Annotated in this window: 20 protein-coding genes and 1 pseudogene; 9 read left to right on the top strand and 12 right to left on the bottom strand. The window is 66.9% G+C overall.

From position 1 onward, the window contains the following. Positions 1–1,234 precede the first annotated feature (1,234 nt). Positions 1,235–2,149: a DUF4158 domain-containing protein gene (locus tag ABZ464_RS50955; RefSeq protein WP_359289645.1), complete on the top strand. Its 915-nt coding sequence runs from the start codon at positions 1,235–1,237 to the stop codon at positions 2,147–2,149. Here ABZ464_RS50955 and ABZ464_RS50950 read toward each other — a convergent pair. Next, positions 2,133–3,343, bottom strand: a protein-coding gene (locus ABZ464_RS50950; RefSeq protein WP_359289648.1) for an IS3 family transposase whose coding sequence is annotated in 2 segments (ribosomal slippage) — positions 2,133–3,097 and positions 3,097–3,343 — 1,212 coding nt in all. Because the reading frame shifts where the segments join, the coding sequence is not laid out codon by codon here. The genes ABZ464_RS50955 and ABZ464_RS50950 overlap by 17 nt on opposite strands. 159 nt (positions 3,344–3,502) lie before the next feature. Then, on the bottom strand, positions 3,503–4,681 hold the full coding sequence (locus tag ABZ464_RS50945) for a hypothetical protein (protein WP_359289643.1): 1,179 nt from the start codon (positions 4,679–4,681) through the stop codon (positions 3,503–3,505). 630 nt (positions 4,682–5,311) lie between these two features. Between ABZ464_RS50945 and ABZ464_RS50940 the strand changes: the two genes are divergently transcribed. Then, the gene (locus tag ABZ464_RS50940; RefSeq protein WP_359289641.1) at positions 5,312–6,289 is read left to right on the top strand and encodes a recombinase family protein; all 978 of its coding nucleotides are present in this window, start codon (positions 5,312–5,314) and stop codon (positions 6,287–6,289) included. Between the two features lie 382 nt (positions 6,290–6,671). Then, positions 6,672–6,809 (top strand): hypothetical protein, encoded by a 138-nt coding sequence (locus ABZ464_RS50935; protein ID WP_359289639.1) that lies wholly within the window; start codon positions 6,672–6,674, stop codon positions 6,807–6,809. A 230-nt stretch (positions 6,810–7,039) separates the two neighbouring features. On the opposite strand, the gene ABZ464_RS50930 is transcribed toward ABZ464_RS50935, so the two are convergent. The 6 genes from ABZ464_RS50930 to ABZ464_RS50905 form a co-directional block, all read right to left on the bottom strand. After that, entirely contained in the window at positions 7,040–7,489 is a 450-nt protein-coding gene (locus ABZ464_RS50930) for a hypothetical protein (RefSeq protein ID WP_359289637.1), read from the bottom strand. 25 nt (positions 7,490–7,514) lie between these two features. Further along, positions 7,515–7,727 carry a hypothetical protein gene (locus ABZ464_RS50925; RefSeq protein ID WP_359289635.1) on the bottom strand — a complete coding sequence of 71 codons (213 nt, stop codon included), beginning with the start codon at positions 7,725–7,727 and terminating at the stop codon, positions 7,515–7,517. Positions 7,728–7,796: 69 nt separating this feature from the next. After that, positions 7,797–8,147 carry a hypothetical protein gene (locus tag ABZ464_RS50920; protein WP_359289633.1) on the bottom strand — a complete coding sequence of 117 codons (351 nt, stop codon included), beginning with the start codon at positions 8,145–8,147 and terminating at the stop codon, positions 7,797–7,799. Beyond that, positions 8,140–8,793, bottom strand: a complete 654-nt coding sequence (locus ABZ464_RS50915) for a hypothetical protein (protein ID WP_359289631.1) — start codon at positions 8,791–8,793, stop codon at positions 8,140–8,142. Before ABZ464_RS50915 ends, ABZ464_RS50920 begins: the two co-directional genes overlap by 8 nt. Further along, positions 8,790–9,485, bottom strand: coding sequence for a hypothetical protein (locus ABZ464_RS50910; RefSeq protein WP_359289629.1), 696 nt, complete (start codon positions 9,483–9,485; stop codon positions 8,790–8,792). Before ABZ464_RS50910 ends, ABZ464_RS50915 begins: the two co-directional genes overlap by 4 nt. A 51-nt stretch (positions 9,486–9,536) precedes the next feature. Then, on the bottom strand, positions 9,537–10,070 hold the full coding sequence (locus ABZ464_RS50905; RefSeq protein ID WP_359289627.1) for a hypothetical protein: 534 nt from the start codon (positions 10,068–10,070) through the stop codon (positions 9,537–9,539). A gap of 37 nt (positions 10,071–10,107) precedes the next feature. On the opposite strand from ABZ464_RS50905, the gene ABZ464_RS50900 reads away from it, so the two are divergent. Both ABZ464_RS50900 and ABZ464_RS50895 read left to right on the top strand, forming a co-directional pair. Beyond that, positions 10,108–10,773: a hypothetical protein gene (locus tag ABZ464_RS50900; RefSeq protein WP_359289625.1), complete on the top strand. Its 666-nt coding sequence runs from the start codon at positions 10,108–10,110 to the stop codon at positions 10,771–10,773. A 1,037-nt stretch (positions 10,774–11,810) separates the two neighbouring features. Continuing rightward, positions 11,811–12,305 carry a hypothetical protein gene (locus tag ABZ464_RS50895; RefSeq protein WP_359289623.1) on the top strand — a complete coding sequence of 165 codons (495 nt, stop codon included), beginning with the start codon at positions 11,811–11,813 and terminating at the stop codon, positions 12,303–12,305. Positions 12,306–12,479: 174 nt separating this feature from the next. Here the strand turns inward: ABZ464_RS50895 and ABZ464_RS50890 are convergent, their stop codons facing one another. Further along, positions 12,480–14,132, bottom strand: a complete 1,653-nt coding sequence (locus tag ABZ464_RS50890; protein WP_359289621.1) for a hypothetical protein — start codon at positions 14,130–14,132, stop codon at positions 12,480–12,482. A gap of 115 nt (positions 14,133–14,247) precedes the next feature. After that, the gene (locus tag ABZ464_RS50885; protein WP_359289619.1) at positions 14,248–15,051 is read right to left on the bottom strand and encodes a hypothetical protein; all 804 of its coding nucleotides are present in this window, start codon (positions 15,049–15,051) and stop codon (positions 14,248–14,250) included. Between the two features lie 365 nt (positions 15,052–15,416). On the opposite strand from ABZ464_RS50885, the gene ABZ464_RS50880 reads away from it, so the two are divergent. Continuing rightward, positions 15,417–16,634, top strand: a complete 1,218-nt coding sequence (locus ABZ464_RS50880) for an SGNH/GDSL hydrolase family protein (RefSeq protein WP_359289617.1) — start codon at positions 15,417–15,419, stop codon at positions 16,632–16,634. Between the two features lie 28 nt (positions 16,635–16,662). Beyond that, positions 16,663–18,519, top strand: coding sequence for a radical SAM protein (locus tag ABZ464_RS50875; protein WP_359289614.1), 1,857 nt, complete (start codon positions 16,663–16,665; stop codon positions 18,517–18,519). A gap of 188 nt (positions 18,520–18,707) precedes the next feature. Here ABZ464_RS50875 and ABZ464_RS50870 read toward each other — a convergent pair whose 3' ends face one another. Further along, entirely contained in the window at positions 18,708–19,187 is a 480-nt protein-coding gene (locus ABZ464_RS50870; protein ID WP_359289612.1) for a hypothetical protein, read from the bottom strand. A gap of 77 nt (positions 19,188–19,264) precedes the next feature. Between ABZ464_RS50870 and ABZ464_RS50865 the strand changes: the two genes are divergently transcribed. Both ABZ464_RS50865 and ABZ464_RS50860 read left to right on the top strand, forming a co-directional pair. Further along, the gene (locus ABZ464_RS50865; RefSeq protein ID WP_359289610.1) at positions 19,265–19,561 is read left to right on the top strand and encodes a hypothetical protein; all 297 of its coding nucleotides are present in this window, start codon (positions 19,265–19,267) and stop codon (positions 19,559–19,561) included. Positions 19,562–19,626: 65 nt separating this feature from the next. Further along, positions 19,627–20,055, top strand: coding sequence for a hypothetical protein (locus ABZ464_RS50860; RefSeq protein ID WP_359289608.1), 429 nt, complete (start codon positions 19,627–19,629; stop codon positions 20,053–20,055). Here ABZ464_RS50860 and ABZ464_RS50855 read toward each other — a convergent pair. Beyond that, positions 20,043–20,306, bottom strand: a pseudogene (locus tag ABZ464_RS50855) (ATP-binding protein); the annotation flags it as partial. The gene ABZ464_RS50860 and the pseudogene ABZ464_RS50855 overlap by 13 nt on opposite strands. Positions 20,307–20,421 lie beyond the last annotated feature (115 nt).

The raw sequence follows: 20,421 nt of genomic DNA, 5'->3' as shown, positions 1-20,421 counted from the left end.
CGTCCTAGCAGGTCACAGCCTCATCGCCTCGCATAAGCGCAGGTCAGAAAGATGCGCTAGCTGTACCACTGGTTCCTGGCGAAGGCGGTCGTGTGAGGCATGGGGTTCCCGTCCCTGTCGGCGGGGCGTCCTCACCCCGCGTGCCGTGGTTGGAATCAGGGTCGTGAGGCTTGCATCGGCTCGGCAAGACGGCTTCTGTCAGGCGGAAGAACTTCTGTAAAGAGGCTGTTCAGAGCCTTGTTCTCGCAGTCCCTAGGCGCCAGGGTGGAGTGCCGCGTGGTGCGGCCGTTCGGTTCGCGCTCAAGGGCGCCGGAGGTGGCGACAGCGAGTGCTACTACTCGCAGGGTGGGCGTTAATCGCCCAGTGATGTCCACTTAGTTGCAATTAATGATGCTCCTTTGTCGGTGGATGCTCGGTACAGCGGCAAGAATCAGCATCACTGCAGGTCAACTACTGTTCGTTTTGGAGTCTGGGGCCCTCGGGTCGAATCCGGGTCGAATCCGCACCCTTTCAGGCTGTTGAGCATGTTGCCGCTGGTCAGGGTGGTGTGAGGTCGCGTGCTGGTTCGCCTTGCGGATGGGGGTGGCGCGGCGAGCAGTCGGGCCGATGAGCCGCTGAAGAGGCACTGATTGGCGGTGGCCGGCTGCCAGGGGCGGGGGCTGACCAGCGGATTCTTCGCCGCTGGTGGCGGTCGCCTTTCGTGATCATGTCCTGCGGAAATGTCTTCAGGCGGGACGGCTGATGTGTGACGGCCCGGGAATGATGGTTCCTGGCCGAAGCCGACCTGCCGAGCGTTTCAGGGGCCGCCCAGGAGCAGCGCGGTGGTCGGGCCATGTCGCAGAGGCTCCGCTGCCTCGCGCGGCAGCCGGCGCTCTCGCAACATCCGGTACACCACCGGAACTGCCATTCCCCGGCGCCGACATCAGCACAGCCTCGGTCGGCTCGCCGTCACCAACGCCGAACTGGAAAATCTTGGTACCGCGACGAGTTCATGGGTCCGCGAGGCCCCTTGAGCGGCGCTCATGGAAGTCCTGCTCCCGGCTGGGCAGTTGGGCGGCACACCTTTCGGCGGCCCGTAGAAGTCCCCACGTACAGGCCCTGTTCTCGTATAGCTACGGCCAGGTGGCGCGTAGCGCTGAGTAACCATCTGGCGACAGTTGGGGTCTTCTGATCTTCGCTCCGGTTCCGCCTCGCCAGGCTCAGGTGCTCCAACTGGTTGGGCGAAGGAGCACGGGTGCGGCAGGACTGGGAGCCGGAAGACCTGATCGAGGTCTGGACGCTGCTCGAAGACGACATGAAGAAGGTGCGGAACAAGTCGGGGGCGACCCGGTTGGGCTTCGCGCTGATGCTCAAGTATTTCGAGGTGGAGGCCCGGTTCCCGGAGTCCGCCCAGGAGATGCCCGCGGCGGCGATGGAGTACGTGGCCCAGCAGGTGAAGGTTGCTGCGGGGGCGTGGGCGGACTGCGACTGGCAGGGCGACCGGATCAAGCGGCACCGCAAGCAGATCCGGGAGGCGTACGGGTTCCGGGCGAACACCGAGGAGGACCAGGAGCGGCTGGCCGAGTGGCTGGCCGCTGAGCTGTGTCCGGTGGAGCTGTCGCGGGACCGGCTGGCGGCGGCGGTGGTGGCCCGGTGCCGTAACGACCACATCGAGCCGCCGGCCCCGGGACAGGTCGGGCGGCTGGTGGGCAAGGCGGTCAAGGACTTCGAGGCCCAGTTCTGCCGCAGCAGGGTGGAGCAGATCTCACACGCGACGCGCTCGCGCCTGGAGGACCTGGTCGCCGGCAGCGAGGATGAGACGGGCGAGGGAGCGGATGGTGACGGTGCCGTGTCGGCGGGCGGGCGGTCGCACTTCGCCGAGCTGAAGGCCGACCCGGGGGTGCCGGGGCTGGAGAGTCTGCTGGCGGAGGTGAACAAGCTCCAGCGGGTGCGGCGGCTGGAGCTGCCCGCCGACTTGTTCGCTGACGTGTCGGAGAAACTGGTGGACGCGTGGCGGGCGCGGGCGTCGAAGGAGTACCCGGCGAATTTGGAGCGGATGAAGCCGCCAAGGCGCCTAACGCTGCTGGCCGCACTGTGCCATGTGCGGCAGACGGAGATCACTGAGGCGTCCCCCGGAGTGTGGACACGGGGGTTCATGCTGCGAGTGTGAGTTTACGTGCTCGCCGCTGTTGCTGTTCGAACTCGGCTGGCGAGAGGTAGTTGAGGGCGCTATGGCGCCGTCGGGCGTTGTAGTAGGTGAGCCACTGGAAGATCTCCAGCCTCGCCTGTCGCACCGTCGAGAACATCCTCTGGTGCATCGTCTCTCTCTTGAGTCCCTGCCAGAACGACTCGGCGAGGGCGTTGTCGTAGCTCGAGCCGGCCCGGCCCATGCTCCTGCGGATCCCGAAACCGTCGCAGACCTGCGCGAACGCGGCTGACGTGTATTGCGAGCCGCGGTCTGCGTGGAAGATCACACCGTCCACATCGCCGCCGCGCGTCGCCACGGCCATCGTCAAGGCGTCGATGACCAGCTCGGCGCGCATGTGGGTGGCCATCGAGTAGCCGAGCACCCGGCGTGAGCAGATATCCAGCACGCAGGCGAGATACAGCCAGGTGCCGCCGACCTGCACGTATGTGATGTCCCCGCACCACTTCTCGTCCAACTTGCCTGCTGAGAAGTCGCGTTGGACGAGGTCCGGGGCAGGTGGCGCGAGCCGGTCCGGGACGGTGGTGCGCTTGCGGCGCCGCAGATGGCGTCCCTCAATTCGGTTGAGTCGCATCAGGCGCTCGACGCGCTTGCGGTTGACGGTGTGCCCGAAACCCCGCAGCTCGGCATGCACGCGGCGGACCCCGTAGGTACCCTTGTGCGCGGTGTGGACCTCGCGGATCTCTGCAACCAGGGCGTCCTCAGCGGCCTGCCGCACGGTGTGGGCCTTCGCGCAGGCGAGCCACTGGTAGTAGCCCGAGCGCGAGACCTGAAGGACCCGGCATATCCGCTGCACGCCGAAGTCGGCGCGGCTGACGGAGATGAAGTTCCAGCGGCGGGTCTTCACTTCACCTCCCGGGCAAAATACGCAGCTGCCCGACACAGGATCTCCCGCTCGCGCTCCCACTCCTTCTCCGCCTTGCGCAGCCGGCCGTTCTCCGCCCGCAGCCGGGCCAGTTCCTCGTCCCGGCTCTCCGTGTCTTGTCCACCGCGGCTGCGATCGCGGCCACCATGTTCGTCAGCCTGCCGCACCCAGCTGCGGAGCGTCTCGCCGGTCACCCCGACGTCCGCCGCATACGTGCGCTTCCCGCCCGCCGCGCGGTACAACGCGACGGCGTCATTCCTGAACTCCTCCGGATACGGAGACTTCCGTCCCACCAGGACACCCTTCCTCGGATCTGCAAGATCCATTGTCAGCGTGTCCACACCGCCGGGGGCACCTCAATGGAACTTCTATTGGTGTCCTGACCTGGGAAAGGTTGGCGGCCTTCTCGACGCTCTTTGATAACCGCCGGAGACTTCAGGATCGACTGACGCTCAGTCGTCATCATGGTTGCCGGTGGCGTGGACCCGGCTCAGACCGAATCGGGAGAGAACCCGATCGGCTTCCTCGTTGTCGGCGCCTTCGATGTCGATGACGCCGTTCACGTGCAGATCAAGATGCGCGAATCGTGGTGCCAGTTCAGCCAGTCCGGTCAGCGGATCACCCTCGCAATCCCTCTGGCTGATCGTCAGGTCCCTGATGGACAGACGCTCAAGCTGAGCAAGGACCGAGGAATCCGCGAGGGCTGAAAGTACCTGATGCGAGGTAGCATCGAACTCTGCCCTGCTGAGGTCAAGATTCTTGAGACTAGGGTACTCAGAGGCCTTGAGTTCCTCGAGTTGCTCAGGCGGGCACGCGCAGCCGTAAACGTCATCGCCGAGTTCAACTTCCAATGACACCAGGCCGGGAGTCTGTCCAAGTTCGAAAATCGATCCGTCGGAGATGACGGGGCCCCGGAGTCGCAGTCGGGTCAGGCTGTCATGGTTCAGGGAGTGGAACAGGAACGCGCCTTCGAGTTCCAGTGTGCGCAGGGCGGGAAGCGATTCCCATATATCGGCCTGCACAAGTCCTTGGTGAAGGTAGTCCTCGGGGTTGATCTTCTTACCCGTCGATCCATCGCTGAGTTCAAACAGGTACTCGAAGCTGTAACCGAAGTACATGCGTTCCAGCCGGGGGCGTTGTCGGCCGGCAAGTGAGACCGCGGAGTGCTCGGCAGAGTGGTGGTAGTCGGTGAGGTGCAGTTCGAGTGTGCGCAGTCGGTGGATGGCAGGGTGGGAAAGGAGGGCGTCGATCAGTGCACCCTCCCATTGCTCGGGGTCGGTCGGGTCGATGGTTGCAGTGTGTGAGTGGCCTGTCAGGAGCCGTTCCACCAGTTCTCGGCGTTGCGGCTGGGTGTCTTTGGCCAGGCGGAAGCAGGCCTCGTCGATGAAGCCGCGGGACCAGGTGAACTGCCAGGAGCCGTCCTCCCGCAACCCGTCCAGCCCGAGATGCCGTTCCACTTCCTCATAGGCCGCTGCCAGCTGGGCCTGGTCCCCGTCCCTGGTCTCACGGCGGTGCTCCAGCCGGATCGCCTCGCCCCGCGGGTCGCCCGCCCCAGTCAGCAGATCCGCGTAGGCGAGCCACGCCTCCCAGTCATCCGTGTTCGGAACATCTGCAGCATCGAAAGAGTGCACGTCATTCTCCAGGTCTTGGCGGCAAGGTCCAGATGGATCTGGGCACGCCATCGTCAACGGCACCATAAATGCAGCCTCTGACATGAGGGCCACATAGCCGCCCCCAACGCACAGTTCAGGAGTCAGTTACGTGGTTCTACCTACCTCGCCCCACTCAGACCGGGGCGCATCGGTCTTGCCTCTGAGTCGTCGCCGCCATGTGCGGAGAGAGGCAAGGCGGGTGAGACTGCGGGTCGCCGGGCTCCTGGTTGAACGGGGTCCAGGTCTCGCGCACGTGCTTGTTGGCGGTCATGGCCATCTCCGAGTGCGGCAGAGTCTCCCACGAGCCCCACCTCAGGCGTGACCAAGGACAGGTTGCCGCTCTTCGGTGTGAGCAAGGAGACGGCTCGGAGTTGGGCTGGCATGTGGCGGCCGACTCTCAAGGTAGCTCTCACCGCTGACACCATGCCGCAGTTCGCGCACGCTTGGAGGTCTCGCGCGTTGGTTCTCACAAACGACCCTTTGCCCGAGCAAGATCAAATAGAGCCGGGTCGAGATCGCCGAGAAGTGGATCGACTCTCGGAACCTGTTCGCACTCAAAAGCGACAGGAACGAGGTTCTGCGACTTGCCTTGTGCGAAAATGTGGGTCCATGATGGTCCCTCAGGAATCCTCTGCTGTAACTGAGTCCGATGCCGATCTCGTCGAGCGCTATCCATGCCCGAAGTGCACGGCCGCCCCCGGCTCGCCGTGCCGCTCGCGCAGCGGGGCGGTCACGAGCGCCTACCACACCGGCCGCTTCACCAAGGTGCCGAAGCTGGCGAAGGAACTGCGGGTGCCGACTCCGGCCAGCCGAGGTCCGGGGCAGTCCTGGCGGCCCGGCAAGCCGGTGCCCGCAGCCGTAGACCCCAGTCTGCCGAGCGCGGACATCCGCATCGGCTATGCCCGTTGCTCACACCTCAGCCAGGAGCTTGACTCGCAGTTGGACGCGCTCGCCAGGCACGGCATCGGCAGAGACAAGATCTTCAGCGAGAAGATCAGCACCCGGATCAAGGTCCGCCCGCAGTTCGAAGAGGCACTGAAGACCGCCCGGGAGATCAAGGCGCACGCCCCGCACTGCCGGATCATCCTCACTGTGTTCGAGATGAAGAGACTGGGGCGTGACGCGGCAGAGCTCACCGCCCTCGCGGACCATCTGACCGACCATGCTCTGGTGCTGGAGATGCTCGCCGGACCGCTGCCCGGCATCTACGACCCCACAGGCCCCGGCAAGCTGCTGTTCGGCTTCTTCGCCGCGATGGCCGAGACGGAGCGGGAAAACATCCGGGAGTCGACGCTGGAGGGGCTCGACACCGCGGCCCGCAAGGGCAAGTACGGCGGCCGGCCCCCGGTCATCACCGACGACATGCTGCACACCGTGCTGCGGCGCAAGGCGCTCGGCGAATCCGTCGAGCAGATCCAGCCCGACTTGATCATCCCTACCGGCAAGCGCAAGGGACGGAACCCGTCCCTCGCCAGCATCTACCGGGCCCTCGCCGAGTACGAGAAGACCCAGGCGTACCCGGAAGCCGTCGAGACGGCACACGCCGACTTCGCCGCCCTTCAGCAGCGCGATCACAACCCCGTGTAGTTACTCAGAGCTACACACCACCTGGCCGTAGCTATACGAGAACAGGGTCGAATCCGGGGTGAATCTGAGACTTGGGTATCGTCGTCTCCGTCCGTCGCCCGTGCGGCATATCTGGACATTTTTGGTCGTTGAATGTGATCCAGTGCCGCTCTGGAGGGGACATCTCGGATGTTGATGCACTCGTAAGTACATGTACGAGGTGTCTCCTCACCGACCCCGCTCGGGCGGAACTTGCGCACCGACTGCGCGCCCTGCAGTGCGGCGGCCTGTCGAGACATCCTCAACTGCAGCGGAATCCGGAAATGGTCGCTGGCGCGAGCATCTCGCTGAATGCTCCTGCCGGGAAATACCACTGGTTCTGGCGACGGCGGTCATCTGATGCATGGGCGCGACTCCCGGAGCTACGGAAATCGCGGTCCCGACGCCCCCGCTCCGCCGCACTCCCCTGATCGAGGTGGCCCGCGAGGTCGACGGCGCCGCGGAGAAGGAACAGGAGCGCGAACTCGCCGGCCTGTGGTAAGCGTTCGTCTGCGAGCCCCTCCTCACACGGCCCCGCCGACTGCCCCTACGACATCGACGAATTCGCCGAGATGCCCGCCGTGCGGGACCTGCGCGCCGTAGTCCGCCGCACCGATGCCCTGTCCGTCGCGCGGCAGTCTCCCTACGCATCCCCGTGGAGTTCGCCGACGACCCGGACCTCGAAGCGTGGTGGTGGCAGCTGTAGGTCCGGCAACGGGGCGTCGTATGGGCTCAGCCGACCCCGCCGATCACCGTCTTTCCCTCGACTGCGGCGGCCGCGAAGAACGGTCCCAGGTCCTCCAGCCCATGGTCCTCGCTCTCCCCGGTCCAGTCGGCCGCCGTGGTACCGGTGGTGGCCCATCCCTCGGCCACCAGGCCCTCGGCGACCTGACGGACCTCGTCGGGGGTGAGGACGAAGGCGGGTCCGTAGCCGGACTCGTACTCCTTCTCCTCGACGGCGGCGCAGCCGTGGCCGGTCGATCTGGCGAGCCATGGGTAGGCCTTCGTCCAGTCCGCGGTGCCCTCCTCGGCTTCGGCGCGGCCTTCGGCGATGGTGCTGAGGATGCGGTGGTCGCATCCGTAGGAGTCCGCCCCGGTGCGGAACGCGGAGAGTTCGGACCCCTCCTGCACTGCCATGAGCAGTGCCGGTTCGATCTTGGTGAGCTTCAGCCACATGGACATGGGGTCAGGCTTCCCTTCGGCATGTTCACCTTCCACCGTCACGGATCAGGAGCAGGTCGCGGCCTTGGGCGAGGGCCGCGTCGACCCACGCCGGGAACAACTCGTCGAGCAAGGGCACCACTTCCTCCATATCGTCGTCGCCGCCCGGCAGGAGGTCGTAGTCGTCATGGATACGGTCGGTGTCGAAGGCGGTGAGTTCGTCGCGGATTCGCTGGAGGTCCTGGAGGGGCGCGAGCATGAGGAAGGGCCAGGGCCATGGCTCGGGTGCCTGTGTGCCGTCGGTCCAGGGGAAGGTCCAGCAGCGTCCTCAGAGTTGGGCGAGAGTGGTCAACCCCCAGGAACGGAGCGCTCCTTCCAGGTCGTGCCAGCCCCTTCCCGGCAGGACCACCTCGCCGACGGGGTTCCCGAGGGTCGGGGCGAGGAGTTCCAACAGCCAGGTATAGCCCTCCTCACGGGACGGGGTGGAGCGCCCCGAGACGATCTCCCGCAGTGCCCGCTCTACCTCGCCGGTGTCCGTGGCGCGCAGCAGCTTGCCCGCCTCCCGCAGGGGGCGGATCGCGGCGACGGCCGTACGGACGAGGGTCTCGTCGTGGGAGCCGATCATGGCCCGGAAGCGGGCCTCCTCGGCGGCGAATGCCGATACGTGCTGTTCAGCCACTGCGCTCCCCCTCGGCCTTGAACAGGGGCCGGCCGGCGTGCAGCCGGGCACGGACCCGGTCAGGGCTCGGCCGACGTGACTCCGGGGGGTCCTCGTCCGCGTCCCGGTCCTCCACGTCCCAGTCCTCTTCCTCGTACACCTCGGGGACGAAGATCTCGTGGGCGGCCCGGAGTTGGCCGGGCGTGGGGTCGTACGCGTCGATCTCCACGCCCAGGGCGCCTCTGCGGTAGTCGCCGAACTTGTCGTCGAGGACCAGGGCCCGCGCGTGCACCGCGCCCGCGACCTCGAAGGTGAAGTCGTTGTAGTGGGCGTGGACCACGCCTTGTGCGCGCAGGTCGCCCCCGACGTAGAGCGCCCCGTACGACATCAGGTCCCGTACGACCAGGTCACCGAGGACGACCAGCATGCCGAGGCCGGACGCGTGGTCGTCCAGGAAGCCGCGCACCACCAGATCGCCGTCGACGACCAGTGCGATGTCCAGGTCGGTGTTCTTGGGGAGGACGAGGTCGCCGGTGTGGTGGTACCAGCCGTGGTCGTGCGCGAGGAAACCGGCGACCTGGCCTCCGGTGCGCCGGGCCACAGCGGAGGTGTCGTGCGGACGGTCGAAGCGCTCCCGCCATGCGGACAGCGTCAGCACGAGGCTCAACCCCGTCCGATGACCTCCCCCCGCCCCGGGTACAGCTGCTCGTACACGGGCGCGAACTCGAACGGGTACTCCACACAGGCCTCGCCCGCGAAGCACCGCACGGCATGGTGGCGCATGCGGGGCCCGTAGATGCCGTGGTCGATCAGGTCCGTGTAGGTGCGCCGCTTGCCCAACTCCAGGAGGCCGGCCGTGTCGGCCAGGTAGACGTCGAAACCCGGGTACATGAGCCCCAGGTACGGCATGTCGTCCAGGTCGAGGGCGAACACCGGGTACTCGCCTTCCTCGTCGGGCTCGGTGACGGCCAGGATGCGCCGGGAGTCCGAGCCGCCGGGCAGCAGGAAGCACTCGGGGAAGTGCCCGGACAGCCACGAGAACTCCGTTCCCCAGAAGGCTCCCATCTCGTCCGAGACCACCTGGTCCAGCGGCCGGGGTGCGAACCCTCCGTCCGGGGTGAACCACTCGTGGCGCTCCAGCAGACTGGTGTCGTACGCCAGCCAGGCGCGCAGACTCGGCGGCAGCGGGCGCCCGGACGGGAACACGGCCGCCGCGAGCACCTCCTCGGCCATCGGCCTGGCCTCACCACCCTCCACCCAGGGCACGTTCACATGCGGCAGCAGATGCGGCAGCGCGCTGGCCTGCGGATCGCGTCGCACCACCTCGATGACTCGCTCCGTCAGCGGCACTCCGTGCATGGGACTCACCTTTCGTTCGTGATGGGCGCTCATGGGGCTGTGTGATCAGGGTCAGGGCAGGAAGGGGCGGGCCCAGTCCGCGAACCGCTGTCCCAGCTCCGCCTGTGCCGACGCGAGGACGGCGTCGGGGTCCTTGGCCACGGGCAGGCCAAAGTGCTGGTTCAGCCAGGCCACATACTCGTCGTGGCCGCAGCTGTGCGGCTTGTCCTCGTCGCGATAGAAGGAGGCCTTCTCCCAGTCGACGCTGATCTCCGCGTCGAAGCCGAGCAGTTGGAACAGCTCGTGCACGTGCCGGGCTACGACGTGCTGCCCGCCCTCGTCGCCGAAGACGACCACGGGCAGGGCGGCGAGGTCGGTCCGGTCGTCGATCTTCCAGAGCGCATAGAAGGAACCTCCGCAGGTGGCCTGAGCGAAGGGAATCAGCCGGCCGGTGAACGCGAGGTCGTCCGACCAGCCCGCCACCAGACCGGAGAGGTCGCCGTATTCCGTCAGACCGAATCCGTCGGCGAAATTCTCGTAGCCGATCCTGTCCTGAAGATCCTTCAGGAGGTTGAATTCGGCGACGGGTGAGTATGTGATATTCATTGCGTATCCGGTGGCGAGAAGAAGAGGTGGGGGACTTATGTCGGACAGTTTCATGGTGGCCGCCCGCATTCCCATGTCGCGAGACGGTTTCGAGGCGTGGCTGAGCGCTCCTGTAGCGGACCTGAGCGTGATTGTGAACCCGGCCGAAATGTTTGACGGGTGGTTGTGGAACGGCCGTCGCGCAGACACGGAATGGGATTCCGTCGGCACGGCGATGACACCTCGGGAGTTTTTCTCGGAGCGGGTCGAGGATTCTTGTGAAGGTGGCGGAGCCGCCGATGTCCTGCTGTATCGAGACGGGGCGCTGGAGGCTTATCTCCTCCATCTCGGATACCGGGAGTGGAGCGTCCATACGGCCATGCTGATGTTCGCCGCGGCCGGGGAGTTCAAGTCCCGGTCCGCCGAGGACACCGTACTGTTCTGGGCCGAGACCGGCGCCAACCTCTGGCCCGCTGACGCCGACGGGTGGCTGGCGGTGCTGTCCGTCGGCCGACACGGCGCGCGGTTCGTTGACGCCATGGACCTGACTGACGCGGTGGCCGGTCTGCGTCCGGTGGAGAACCGCTTCTTCGAGCTGGTCGAGCGGCTGGCCGAGGAGGAGGAGTCCTGGGACTGGGACTCCGGCCAGGACTTCCGGACGGAGACACCTCGCGACCCCGCCTTCACGGATCCCTCGGTTCTGGGACGGCCGGGCCCACGGTAGGGGAGTGCGGGGCGTCGTCCTCCCGGATGCGCTGCCAGGCATTGCGGCACAGGTCGGCAGCCGGTTCGGGCGGTACGAGCACGCGGAGTGATGTCGGCGATCCGGTGATCGGCTCGCATGGCGGATTCGTGAGCGTCTTCGGCAGCGTCTTCAACTGCCGTCCCGCCGCCCGGCCGGGCCGTGGCCCTGACGGCCACCCGGCCTTCCACCAGGGCGACTTCATACCCGTCACCCGCCGTCAGCCAGCCCACTGGCCCCGCCTTCCGCTCAAGAGAACTCAAGATCGTCACAGCGCTGCCTGGATCGGGCACTCGGAGTGACGATGAGCGGAACGCTAGGTGCAGCCACTGACAGTCGTCCGGGCGAATCTCTCCGGCGCACGAGGACTCAAACCCACCGGAACCCATCGGCGCATCCGGAGAACCACGTAATCACCGTACGTACCAGCATCCGGAGCGCGCCGTGCCGCCGGGTGGCCGAGGCGTACCTGTCGACGACCTGGCGCCGTGGCCGGTCGCTCCGGCCAGGGACGGACGGGCGGACGGATTTCGAGTCCGTCGTCGCCTCGTCCGCCTCCGTGCGGCCCCCGAGGCGCCTTGCGCCGGCGACCGCGTTTGGAGGCACGTGAATTGGGATGACTGACAAGTGCTGTTTGCGACGGCTCCTTTGTGACCCGGTTTCCCCGCAGCGCAGACAGTAGGTGAAACCATGTAACTCGCTACGGAAATCCGGCAGGGGAGGTTGCCGCACGACAGGTGATGTGAGTGGGCGCGGCTACAGTGCCCGCATGCCTGGTGATCTTCGGGATGGTGGCCGATACGACGAGTCGCTGCCGGTGTGGGATCTCGCCGGCGAGACGGCGGCCGTGACCGACGAACTCACTCTCCCGGACAGGTCGACGCGGCGTGTGTCACCTCGGAGGGCCGGATCCTGGTTGGTTTCGGTAGTGATGTCGCCATGTTGTCCCACCGCTGACCTCGGTCGGTGCGCCGCGCCGCCTGCGAACACCATGTCTGGGCACAAGGGAGGCGGTGACCATGCCGCTCGATGACCGCCACATCTTGGCTCTGCTGAAGGACCTCGACGATCCCGATCACACAGAGGTCCCCCGGCACTACGACCACGCTGAAGCGCGAGCCCGGTTCGACAAGCTCGCAGCCAGGCTGGAACAGCAGTTCCACTGCATCTGCAGCGTCGATCGAGGGGTCCAGGACGCCAGCCACCACGGGACGATCGTCATCCCCGCAGCCGCGACAGCCAGCGGCGACCGCATTACCATCACCGTCAGCAACTTCGGCAACCTCGTCGCCATGACGCTCGGGAATCCCGGCAGTTACGCCGAGGACGAAGAACGCCTTCTTTTCGAGAGCACCGACCGTCGCCGCGTCGACGACGAACTTGAAGCACTCCGCTACGTCGCTGTCTCCGAGCACCTGCTCCACGAACGCTACGACGGCGTCGGCAACCTTGCGGCCCGCCACCCACGCAAGCATCCACCGACCTGGTGGGACCGTTTCTTCGACTACCTGTGAGGCGTCGTGCGTGCGGGGAGTGCGAGCGTGTGCGCAGCCGGCTCTCTCGGTGTGGCTGTGTCATTCTCCAGGGATGTCGTTTCGAAGCGACGTCGGGAGTCACCTGTCGACTGCTGCATGATCAATATCGGTGAGAATGATCTGCCGGGTTGCTTGCCGCACCGCGGATGCCTCCTATCGATCCGCCGAGCCGGTCACGGAACAGTCGAGGATCCGCCCGTCCACCGTGCCGATCAGCAGTCGCCCAGGGCAGACGAGCGTGAGCGAGAGCGGCACCACGGGCCGGCCGCCGACATCCAGGCGCTGCCGCCACAGCACCGTCCCGTCCGAGGCGCGCAGTGCCACCAGCTCACCGGAGGTGAAGGCGACGTAGACCGTGTCCTCGTCCCCGTCCAAGGCGGTGGCCGCGAAGTCGGCGGTGAACACCCACCGCGCGGCTCCGTCCTCAAGACTCCGCCGTACGACGAAAGCGTTGCCGGGGAGCAGACCCGCACCGCTGTGTACAGACCCCGCGTGCACCAGGTCCCGCCCTTCCCCGGTGCCGACCTCGATACCCGGCCCGCCGAAGAGATGCCGGGCCTGCTCGGTGTCCCAGTCGAGGGAGAACAGTCGTCGTACCACGGGCTCGGCGTCCGGGCCCGCCGGGTCGACGGCGACCACCCATTTGTTCCGCCCCGGCTCCCGCTTCTCGCCCTGGAGTACGAGCAGTTGCCGACTGTGACGGATTGGAAAGGGGTGATTGAAGAGGTCGAATCCGCCCAGTGACACGTACGCCTCGGGGGTAACTCCCGCAGGGCTGACCAAGGCGGCCGGTCCGGGGGCGCGCCAGCCCCTCGTGGGGCGGAGCACGAGCCAGCCGTCGTCACGCGCGGTGAGCGCGGCGGAAAAACCGACGGGGAGGGAGCCGAGTACCTTCCCGTCCGTGAGGGATACGCGGGCGACGAGCGGTGGCTCGGCCACCGCTTCCCCGCCCACCCAGCGCACACGCCTCCGCTCCACGTTGACCCATGCGTCGAGCTCGCCGGCCCTGACCACGAGCTGCCGCCCGCCCTCCCGGTCCGGAACACGCCACTCCAGACGCCCGTCAGGCAGCCATGTCTCCGCCATTACGCCGTCCAGGCAGGCCAGCACCCGTCCGTCCCGCAATCCGTGGACGTCCCACACCTGTCGGCGCGGCTCCCACCGCGGCTCACGAGCCAACACGGCAAGCGACTCGACGCCCTGGCGGGTCGCCTCGTCCTTCGAGAGCTGCTCGAACTCGATCCACCGTCCGCTCAGTTCCTCCTGCTGGACCGACCCTTGAGCGACATCACTCCAGTCGGACCGCTCGATGACCGCTTCGAACCCGTGCGTATGCGCCTCGCCGGCTTCGGAGTCGGAGTCATCGGGTGGAGCCACGACAACCCGCAACGCGTGCTGGGTCTGCCACGCCACGTGCAGCACCTCACGCGCGCCACGTATCACCGAGGTAGACCGCCCGGACCTCAGATCCAGCAGCAACAGCTCGCCCTCGAAGAAGCAACCCCCGTCGTACGACCCGGTCCCGATGGCGACGACCGGCAGCGTCGGGTGAAAGGCAAGGCAGTGCACAGGCCAACTCGACTCCACGAGCCACCGGCACCGCAGATCGTCCGTGCCATAGATCCCCACGGGGTACGGCCACCATCGATTTACGTCGATCCCGCAGCCGGACCACTGCGGGTACCCCAGATCGCCGCCCACACCCACGAGTCCCCGCTCCTCGCTGACGGCCACGGCCGAGGGCACGCCGATCTCGGCGAAGGAGTGGTTGCCGAGCGTGCGAAGAACGGTCAGTGGACTGGACATATCGGCCTGACTCTTTGATGGTTGAGGATCGGTTTCGCATTCAGCGGTGTCCGACGAACCCGCGAGTTTGCCGCTCGCCCACTTGCACAGGGGGCGGGGCCGGAATAGTCGTCGCTCACGCGAGGGGTCGCCGGCCAAGGGGAGCGGCGGCGGCCAGGAGGCGCGCCGCGTAGAGGCCGCCGACGTCGATGTCGTCCCATTCTTCGTCGTCTTCCCAGGGGTCGGGTATCGCGAGCGCCTCCAACGCGGCGTCGTAGTCGATCTCCTCGATGCCTCCGGTGACCCGTGTGGCGACCTCGACACGGTCGAACTGCGCCGGCCACAGGTGGTCGACGAGCACGCCGCCGGTGTAAGGGGGCGCGATCGAGTCATGGTGATCAGAACTGAGGCAGAATCTGCCGGGGCGGTGTACGGACTCCAGGGCCATGACCGACCCGCCGGTCACCCCGGCGCGGCACTCGATACGCCTGGCGGCCACCAGGGAGTACGTGTCGGTCGGCGCGACGAAGGACCCGGTGACGGTGGGTTCGCCCAGCACCATGACCCGCGCGCCGTCCTCCAGTAGGAGGTCGCCATCGACCGTGACATCACCGTCCTCGACACGGACCTGCCCTTCGGGCACCGCCACCCGGCCGGACAGTAGCCGCCGTTCTCCGCCAGGAAACACCTCCGACATCAGCCGGAGCACCACCCACTCAAGCGGCAGACAGCCCGCGAGCAGCCATGCGTCAAAGGCATCGGCATCGGCATCGGTCAGATCCTCCGGGACGGGCCCCAGACAGCCGTCCAGGCCATCCGCTTCGACGCTACCGATCTCCTCGGCCAGGGTTTCCCGTAGCGCGCGACACGCCGCCTCGACCCGATCTGGTCGCAGCGGAAACGCCTGGGGCGGCCAGATGTCGAATGCGCCCGGCACCATCGCTTCCCCCTCCAACAGCTGTGATCACGTGTTCGGACATGGTCGGAATCGTAGGGATTCGGCCGTCCCGGACCGCCTTGGGAAGGCGGATCGCTCCTCGATTCCGTGGAGGGTTGCGTAGTTCGACCGACACCGTACCGGTGGTCAGGGGCCGAAGTGCGTCGGCCGCGTCGAGCCCCGCGCGGCACAGAACGGGGAACCGCAGCACTGGAACAGGTGCTACGGACACATGTAGGGGGTTCCCCAATGCTGGCGGGTCGATCAGAACGCATGATCGATATCGCCCGTACGGCTGTGGGCTCCTGCCCCCGGAGAGCCCCGTCGTACGGGCTGTTGGCGTCGGACCGACTTCCCAGGAGAACTCCGTGAGCAAGCGTCAGGGGCGACATGCCCGACCGTCGAGACGTGCCGTCGTCGTCCGGCGGGCGGCGGCTGTAGGCGGCCAGGCAGTCAGCGCGGTGGCCCTGCTCGGCGCACTGGCCGGCACGGCCCACGCCGACGGGAACAACGGGACCGGCACCATCAAGATCACTGTCATCGGCGACTCCTACACCAGTGGTGAAGGAGCCTCGGCGGGGACGTACCGCACCGTCACCGTGACCGGTCCGGACGGCGATCTCGTGAACGTCATCGACCCGGCTCATGACTCGGCGTCGGCTCCCACCCTTCAGGCCCTCTCCCGGGTCCAGCAGCTGAACCCCAACATCACCTTCGAGATCACCTTCGTCCCGGTCTCCGGCGCGACCCGCGACTCCCTCTACAACGTGACCCGGCCGGGCACGGAGTTCGAGCACTCCCCGCAGATCGACGCGGTCAACGGCGCCGACATCGTCATCGTCGGCATCGGCGGGAACGACGCGCACTTCGGTGACCTCGCGAAGACCATGCTCACCTCCAAGGAGGCGACGACCGAGGCGGACTTCGGGAACTTCATGACCCCGCTGCAGGACGGGAGTTACCTCAACGCGCAGCTCGCGGTCTACCAGGACATCGCCAACCGAATGAGCCCCGACGGCACCATGATCGCCCTCGGCTACCCCAAGGTCATGCCGGACCAGGTGCCCAGCGGTTCGTCGTCCCCGGTGAGCGAGCTGCTGATCAGCAGCCGCGAGGCCCAGCTCGCCAACCAGTTCGGCGAGACGATCAGCAGCCTCAACCAGCAGGCCATCGAAACGCTCGCGCAGAGCACCGGCCGCAACTTCCTCTACGGCGACGTGACCAACGCCCTGGCCGGCCACGAGCTCTTCACCCAGCAAGAGGGGCTCAACGGCCTGGACTTCCTCAACCTCCAGGGCTCGTACCACCCCAACGACCTCGGCCAGACACTCATCTCCAACGCCCTGACGCCGACGGTGAACCAGGCCGTCGGTTACGCCCTCGGCAATCTGGGCCTCGTCGGTCCGCCGGCACCGGACCCCCAGCCGCTGCCCACCGTCGACACCCCGCCGGTGGCCGACCCGCCGATCGACTCGCCTCCGGTCGAACAGCCTCCGCCCGTGGACCCGGGCGACCCCGGTGGCCCCGTGGTCGACCCCCCGCCCGTGGACCCGGTCCCCGACCCCGCCCCCGAGGGCTGCGGCTGAGGCAGAGCGGAAGGCAACGGAAACACACATGTCGCGACTTCTCCGCGAGATCGAGGACATCAGGAAGTCCGAGATCCCGCTCTGCGGCCCCTACCGCCTGACGGGCAAGGCCCCGGACTCCCTCAGGGTCGTCTTCCTGCTGCCGTACATGCACGAGATGTCCCTGATGTGCATGGGCCCCCTGGCGCTGTACGACCTCGTCAACCGTGGCTCGGACATCCCCGCCGTCGCGGAACGCGCCATTCGCTACAGCTGCCTGCGGGCCAGCGGCAACCGGCTCGCGCCGCCGGAGGGCGAGGTCTACCGCACGATCGAGTCGGCGTCACCGGTAGCGACGGCCGACATCGTCGGGGTGAGCATCGCCAACTCCGGTGACCTGCCGTCGTTCTTTCGGCTGCTGGATCTCGCGGGCATTCCGCGGCGCAGCGCGGACCGGGTGTTCGGACGGCACCCGCTGGTCGTCGGCGGCAACGGCGGCTTCGCCAACCCCGAGATCCTCGCCGACTACGTGGACGTCGTCGCCCTGGGCGAGGGCGAGGCCTCCATGGTCGAGCTGATCCGCGTCGTGCACCGGGCCAGGGGCGCGCATGCCGCCATGGATCCCGAACTCGCCAAGGAATCCGTGCTGGAGGAGCTGTCGCGCGTCCCGGGGCTCTACGTACCCGCGATGTACGACTGCGAGCTGCGACCCGGCGGCGGTGTCACCGCAGTCCGCCCTCGCACTCCGCGGGTACCGGCGAAGGTACGGCCGCAGTTCCTGGGCCTCGACGAACTGCACGCCGCGCACTTCGTGGCGCCCATCTCCAACGGCAAGCGGGGCGTGGTCGTCCCGACCCTCGGCTGCCGCTGGGCCTGCCACTTCTGCACCCTGGGCGTACCGCCCTTCCGCCAGGCCCCCTTCGAGCTCTTGGACGCCTACCTGGAGGAGCTGGAGAAGCACGACATCGCGCAGGTCGTCATCAGCTCGGCGACCTTCACGCAGTACGGCAAGCGTTACGCCCTGCTGGACCGGCTGCGCGAGCACTCCCACCGCATGGACGGCAGGGCGACGACCATCATCGGCTCGATCCGCGCCGACGAACTGTCCGCCCGCTATCTGGACGCGGTCTCCCAACTCGGCGACACCGGCCACTTCTTCACCGAGCTGAAGCTGGGCGGCCCACGCGGGATCGTCACCCTCGCCCCCGAGTTCGCCGCTCCCGACCTCGTACGCATCTTCAACAAGACGATGACACCGCAGCGGGTCCACCGGTCAATCGACCTGCTCCGGGAGAACGAGCACTTCGCCCACATCATGCTGTACTTCATCGTGGGCGCCCCCGGAGAGACGGCCGCCGACCGCCGTGCCATCGCCGATTACGCGGTCGACGTCTTCCGGCGCTTCAACCGTGCGAACGGCACGGTCATCCTCAAACTCCAGCAGTTCATGCCCGAGCCTGGAACCGTCAGCCAACGGCTTCCCATGGCCGACCCCGCGCTCATGGAGGGCCATGTCGAGGAGATCCGCGAGCGCCTGCGCGAACTCGTCGGCACGGAGGCCTACGAGCGCAATTACCGCGTTGTATGGGACCAAGCCAGCCGACTCCTCCTCGAAAGCGTGTGCCTGCGCGGTGACCGCAGGATCGGACACGTCCTGGAGTCACGGCACGACGCGGGCGTCGATCCGGCCCGGATCTCCGCCGAGCGACTGCGCGAGGCACTCACCGCGCACGGCCTGGACCACGGCCACTACCTGAGGCGGCTGGACCCGTACGAGCCGGTTCCCTGGGAGGTGGTCAACGACGTCGACCGCGACCAGGAGAGCAGGCTCATGACCGAACTCGACCGGAGGGGCGCCGGGGAGAGGCCCACGGGCATGGGCACACCAGGGCTGCTGATCGTCTGAGAGCGAAGTGCCGTTGACGCATGCGGGATCACCTTGTCGCCTGTGCGGAGGCGTTGTCGCAGCGGTTGGTGGGCTCGGAAGCCTCGGGCGGCTTGGTGCGGGTGACGACCGCGCCAGGCGGACCGGTGCGGGGCGTGCCCGAGGAAGGGGTGAGGTCCACCCGCCCAGAGGAGGCCGCTGATCAGGGCTCAGCGCGTGTCCACCACGACCGGCCGGATCAGCTTTACCGGTTCGCCACCCGGCTCCTCCCGGAATCCGTCGGCGTCACATACGGTGTACGGTCCCCAGAGCCGCGTGCAGGCAGTGCTCGCGAGATACCACCGGCCGCCGACGAGTGCCAGGGAGTGGTACGGATCCTGGGGGTCGACATCGACGAGGGACGGATCGACGCCGCACAAGACGTCCACGCCGAGTCGTTCCCCGATGTGCTCCGCGAAACGAAGGTCGGGATACGGCCCAAGGTCACACTCGTACACATGCACCACAAGACCGAGCGGCCACGCCGGATCCTCGGTGGGCTCCAGACCCGCCCACAGGCCTCCGGTATCGTCCGGGACATCGGCTCCGGGGGGCTGCAACGCCAACTGCGTGCCAGGCGGGAACAATTCCGCGAGTGCGGCAACCACGTCGGCAACAGTGAGTGGCCGCGACACGGTGACACTGAACATGACGCCACATAACCACACCCGGCGACTGGCGCGAACTGTACTCGACGAGGCAGAGACCGAGAGACGGAGCAGCACTGATGGACGAGGACGAGAGCATACGCCGCTATGGTCTCCACCCGGTCGGCACCGACCTCGACGAAGTGCGCGAACTGCTGAGAGGCCAGACGAAGCGTGAGCGACACTCGCAGGGCACGGGTGACACAGAACTGATGAAGCTCTGCTGCGTCCAGTTGTTCAATACCGGTGCCATCGATGACGTACTCCTCATCTGGCCTCGAACGAGTCAATTGGCCCCACAGGAACGAGTCTTCTGGCCCCAGGCAGCGATCTTCGAGGCTCCTCGTGAACGAGTTAATTGGCCCCGGTGGCTTTGATCGTGTCCGCCGACGGCGTTCGTCGATCCGAGCCGTTGTCAGTGCGAGCTGGAAGGATCACCGGCATGACACCGTTGCTTCTCACCGACATCGAACGAGCCGTTCGCAGCAGCTGGAGTGCCGAGACGTGCACGCCTGAGTTCCGATCGCGCTGGAGCCCGGACAACCCGGCTCGGGACCAGTGCGGTGTGACCGCCATGGTGCTCAATGACCTGCTGGGCGGTGAGCTGATCCGGGGAGAAGTACACGTCAACGGCGAGCGTGTGGACTACCACTGGTGGAACCGCCTGGGCGTGGGCCTTGAGATCGACCTCACCCGCGAGCAGTTCGGGCCGCAGGAGACTGTCACCGGGGGTGTTGTCATTCCCCGACCGCCCGTGACCGAATGGCGCAGACTTCGTGAGGAGTACGAGCTTCTCCGCGATCGTGTCATGGACAAGCTCCACCAGCAGCAGTCGAGGATCCCTGACGATACGTCTTGTCAGCCGGCTTGAGCCTGTCCGGCGCGGGCCCGGGTGCTGGCCAGGCGGTAGGAGTCGCTGCCGGTCTCGATGATGTTGCCGCCGAAGGTGAGGCGGTCCACGATGGCCGCGCAGAGCCGGGGGTCGGTGAACGTCTTGGTCCACGAGGAGAACGACTCGTTGGAGGCGATCGCCACGCTGTTCTTCTCCTCACGCTCCGTCAGAACCTGGAACAGCAGTTCGGCTCCGCGCCGGTCCAGCTCCATATAGCCGAGCTCGTCGATCTATGCAGACATCCGCATAGATCGACCTATGCCGAGACCGCGACTATGCCGAGGCACGGATTCGTGGGCCTGGACGCCAGGGCCTGGTGAGCCCCGAGTCTCGGCATAGTTGCGG

It is taken from the genome of Streptomyces sp. NPDC005820 (genome assembly GCF_040630255.1).
In the GTDB taxonomy this organism is placed as follows: domain Bacteria; phylum Actinomycetota; class Actinomycetes; order Streptomycetales; family Streptomycetaceae; genus Streptomyces.
Note: the sequence above shows the minus strand (reverse complement) of the source record. Positions and strands in the feature narration are given on the sequence as shown.

Coding starts and splice junctions, on each gene's coding strand:
- ABZ464_RS50905 (WP_359289627.1), bottom strand. CDS start 10,070: ATGAATATCACATACTCACCCGTCGCCGAATTCAACCTCCTGAAGGAT.
- ABZ464_RS50885 (WP_359289619.1), bottom strand. CDS start 15,051: ATGGTGCCGGGCGCATTCGACATCTGGCCGCCCCAGGCGTTTCCGCTG.
- ABZ464_RS50875 (WP_359289614.1), top strand. CDS start 16,663: ATGTCGCGACTTCTCCGCGAGATCGAGGACATCAGGAAGTCCGAGATC.
- ABZ464_RS50930 (WP_359289637.1), bottom strand. CDS start 7,489: ATGTCCATGTGGCTGAAGCTCACCAAGATCGAACCGGCACTGCTCATG.
- ABZ464_RS50935 (WP_359289639.1), top strand. CDS start 6,672: ATGGGCGCGACTCCCGGAGCTACGGAAATCGCGGTCCCGACGCCCCCG.
- ABZ464_RS50870 (WP_359289612.1), bottom strand. CDS start 19,187: ATGTTCAGTGTCACCGTGTCGCGGCCACTCACTGTTGCCGACGTGGTT.
- ABZ464_RS50865 (WP_359289610.1), top strand. CDS start 19,265: ATGGACGAGGACGAGAGCATACGCCGCTATGGTCTCCACCCGGTCGGC.
- ABZ464_RS50900 (WP_359289625.1), top strand. CDS start 10,108: ATGTCGGACAGTTTCATGGTGGCCGCCCGCATTCCCATGTCGCGAGAC.
- ABZ464_RS50860 (WP_359289608.1), top strand. CDS start 19,627: ATGACACCGTTGCTTCTCACCGACATCGAACGAGCCGTTCGCAGCAGC.
- ABZ464_RS50910 (WP_359289629.1), bottom strand. CDS start 9,485: ATGCACGGAGTGCCGCTGACGGAGCGAGTCATCGAGGTGGTGCGACGC.
- ABZ464_RS50925 (WP_359289635.1), bottom strand. CDS start 7,727: ATGCTCGCGCCCCTCCAGGACCTCCAGCGAATCCGCGACGAACTCACC.
- ABZ464_RS50940 (WP_359289641.1), top strand. CDS start 5,312: ATGATGGTCCCTCAGGAATCCTCTGCTGTAACTGAGTCCGATGCCGAT.
- ABZ464_RS50895 (WP_359289623.1), top strand. CDS start 11,811: ATGCCGCTCGATGACCGCCACATCTTGGCTCTGCTGAAGGACCTCGAC.
- ABZ464_RS50890 (WP_359289621.1), bottom strand. CDS start 14,132: ATGTCCAGTCCACTGACCGTTCTTCGCACGCTCGGCAACCACTCCTTC.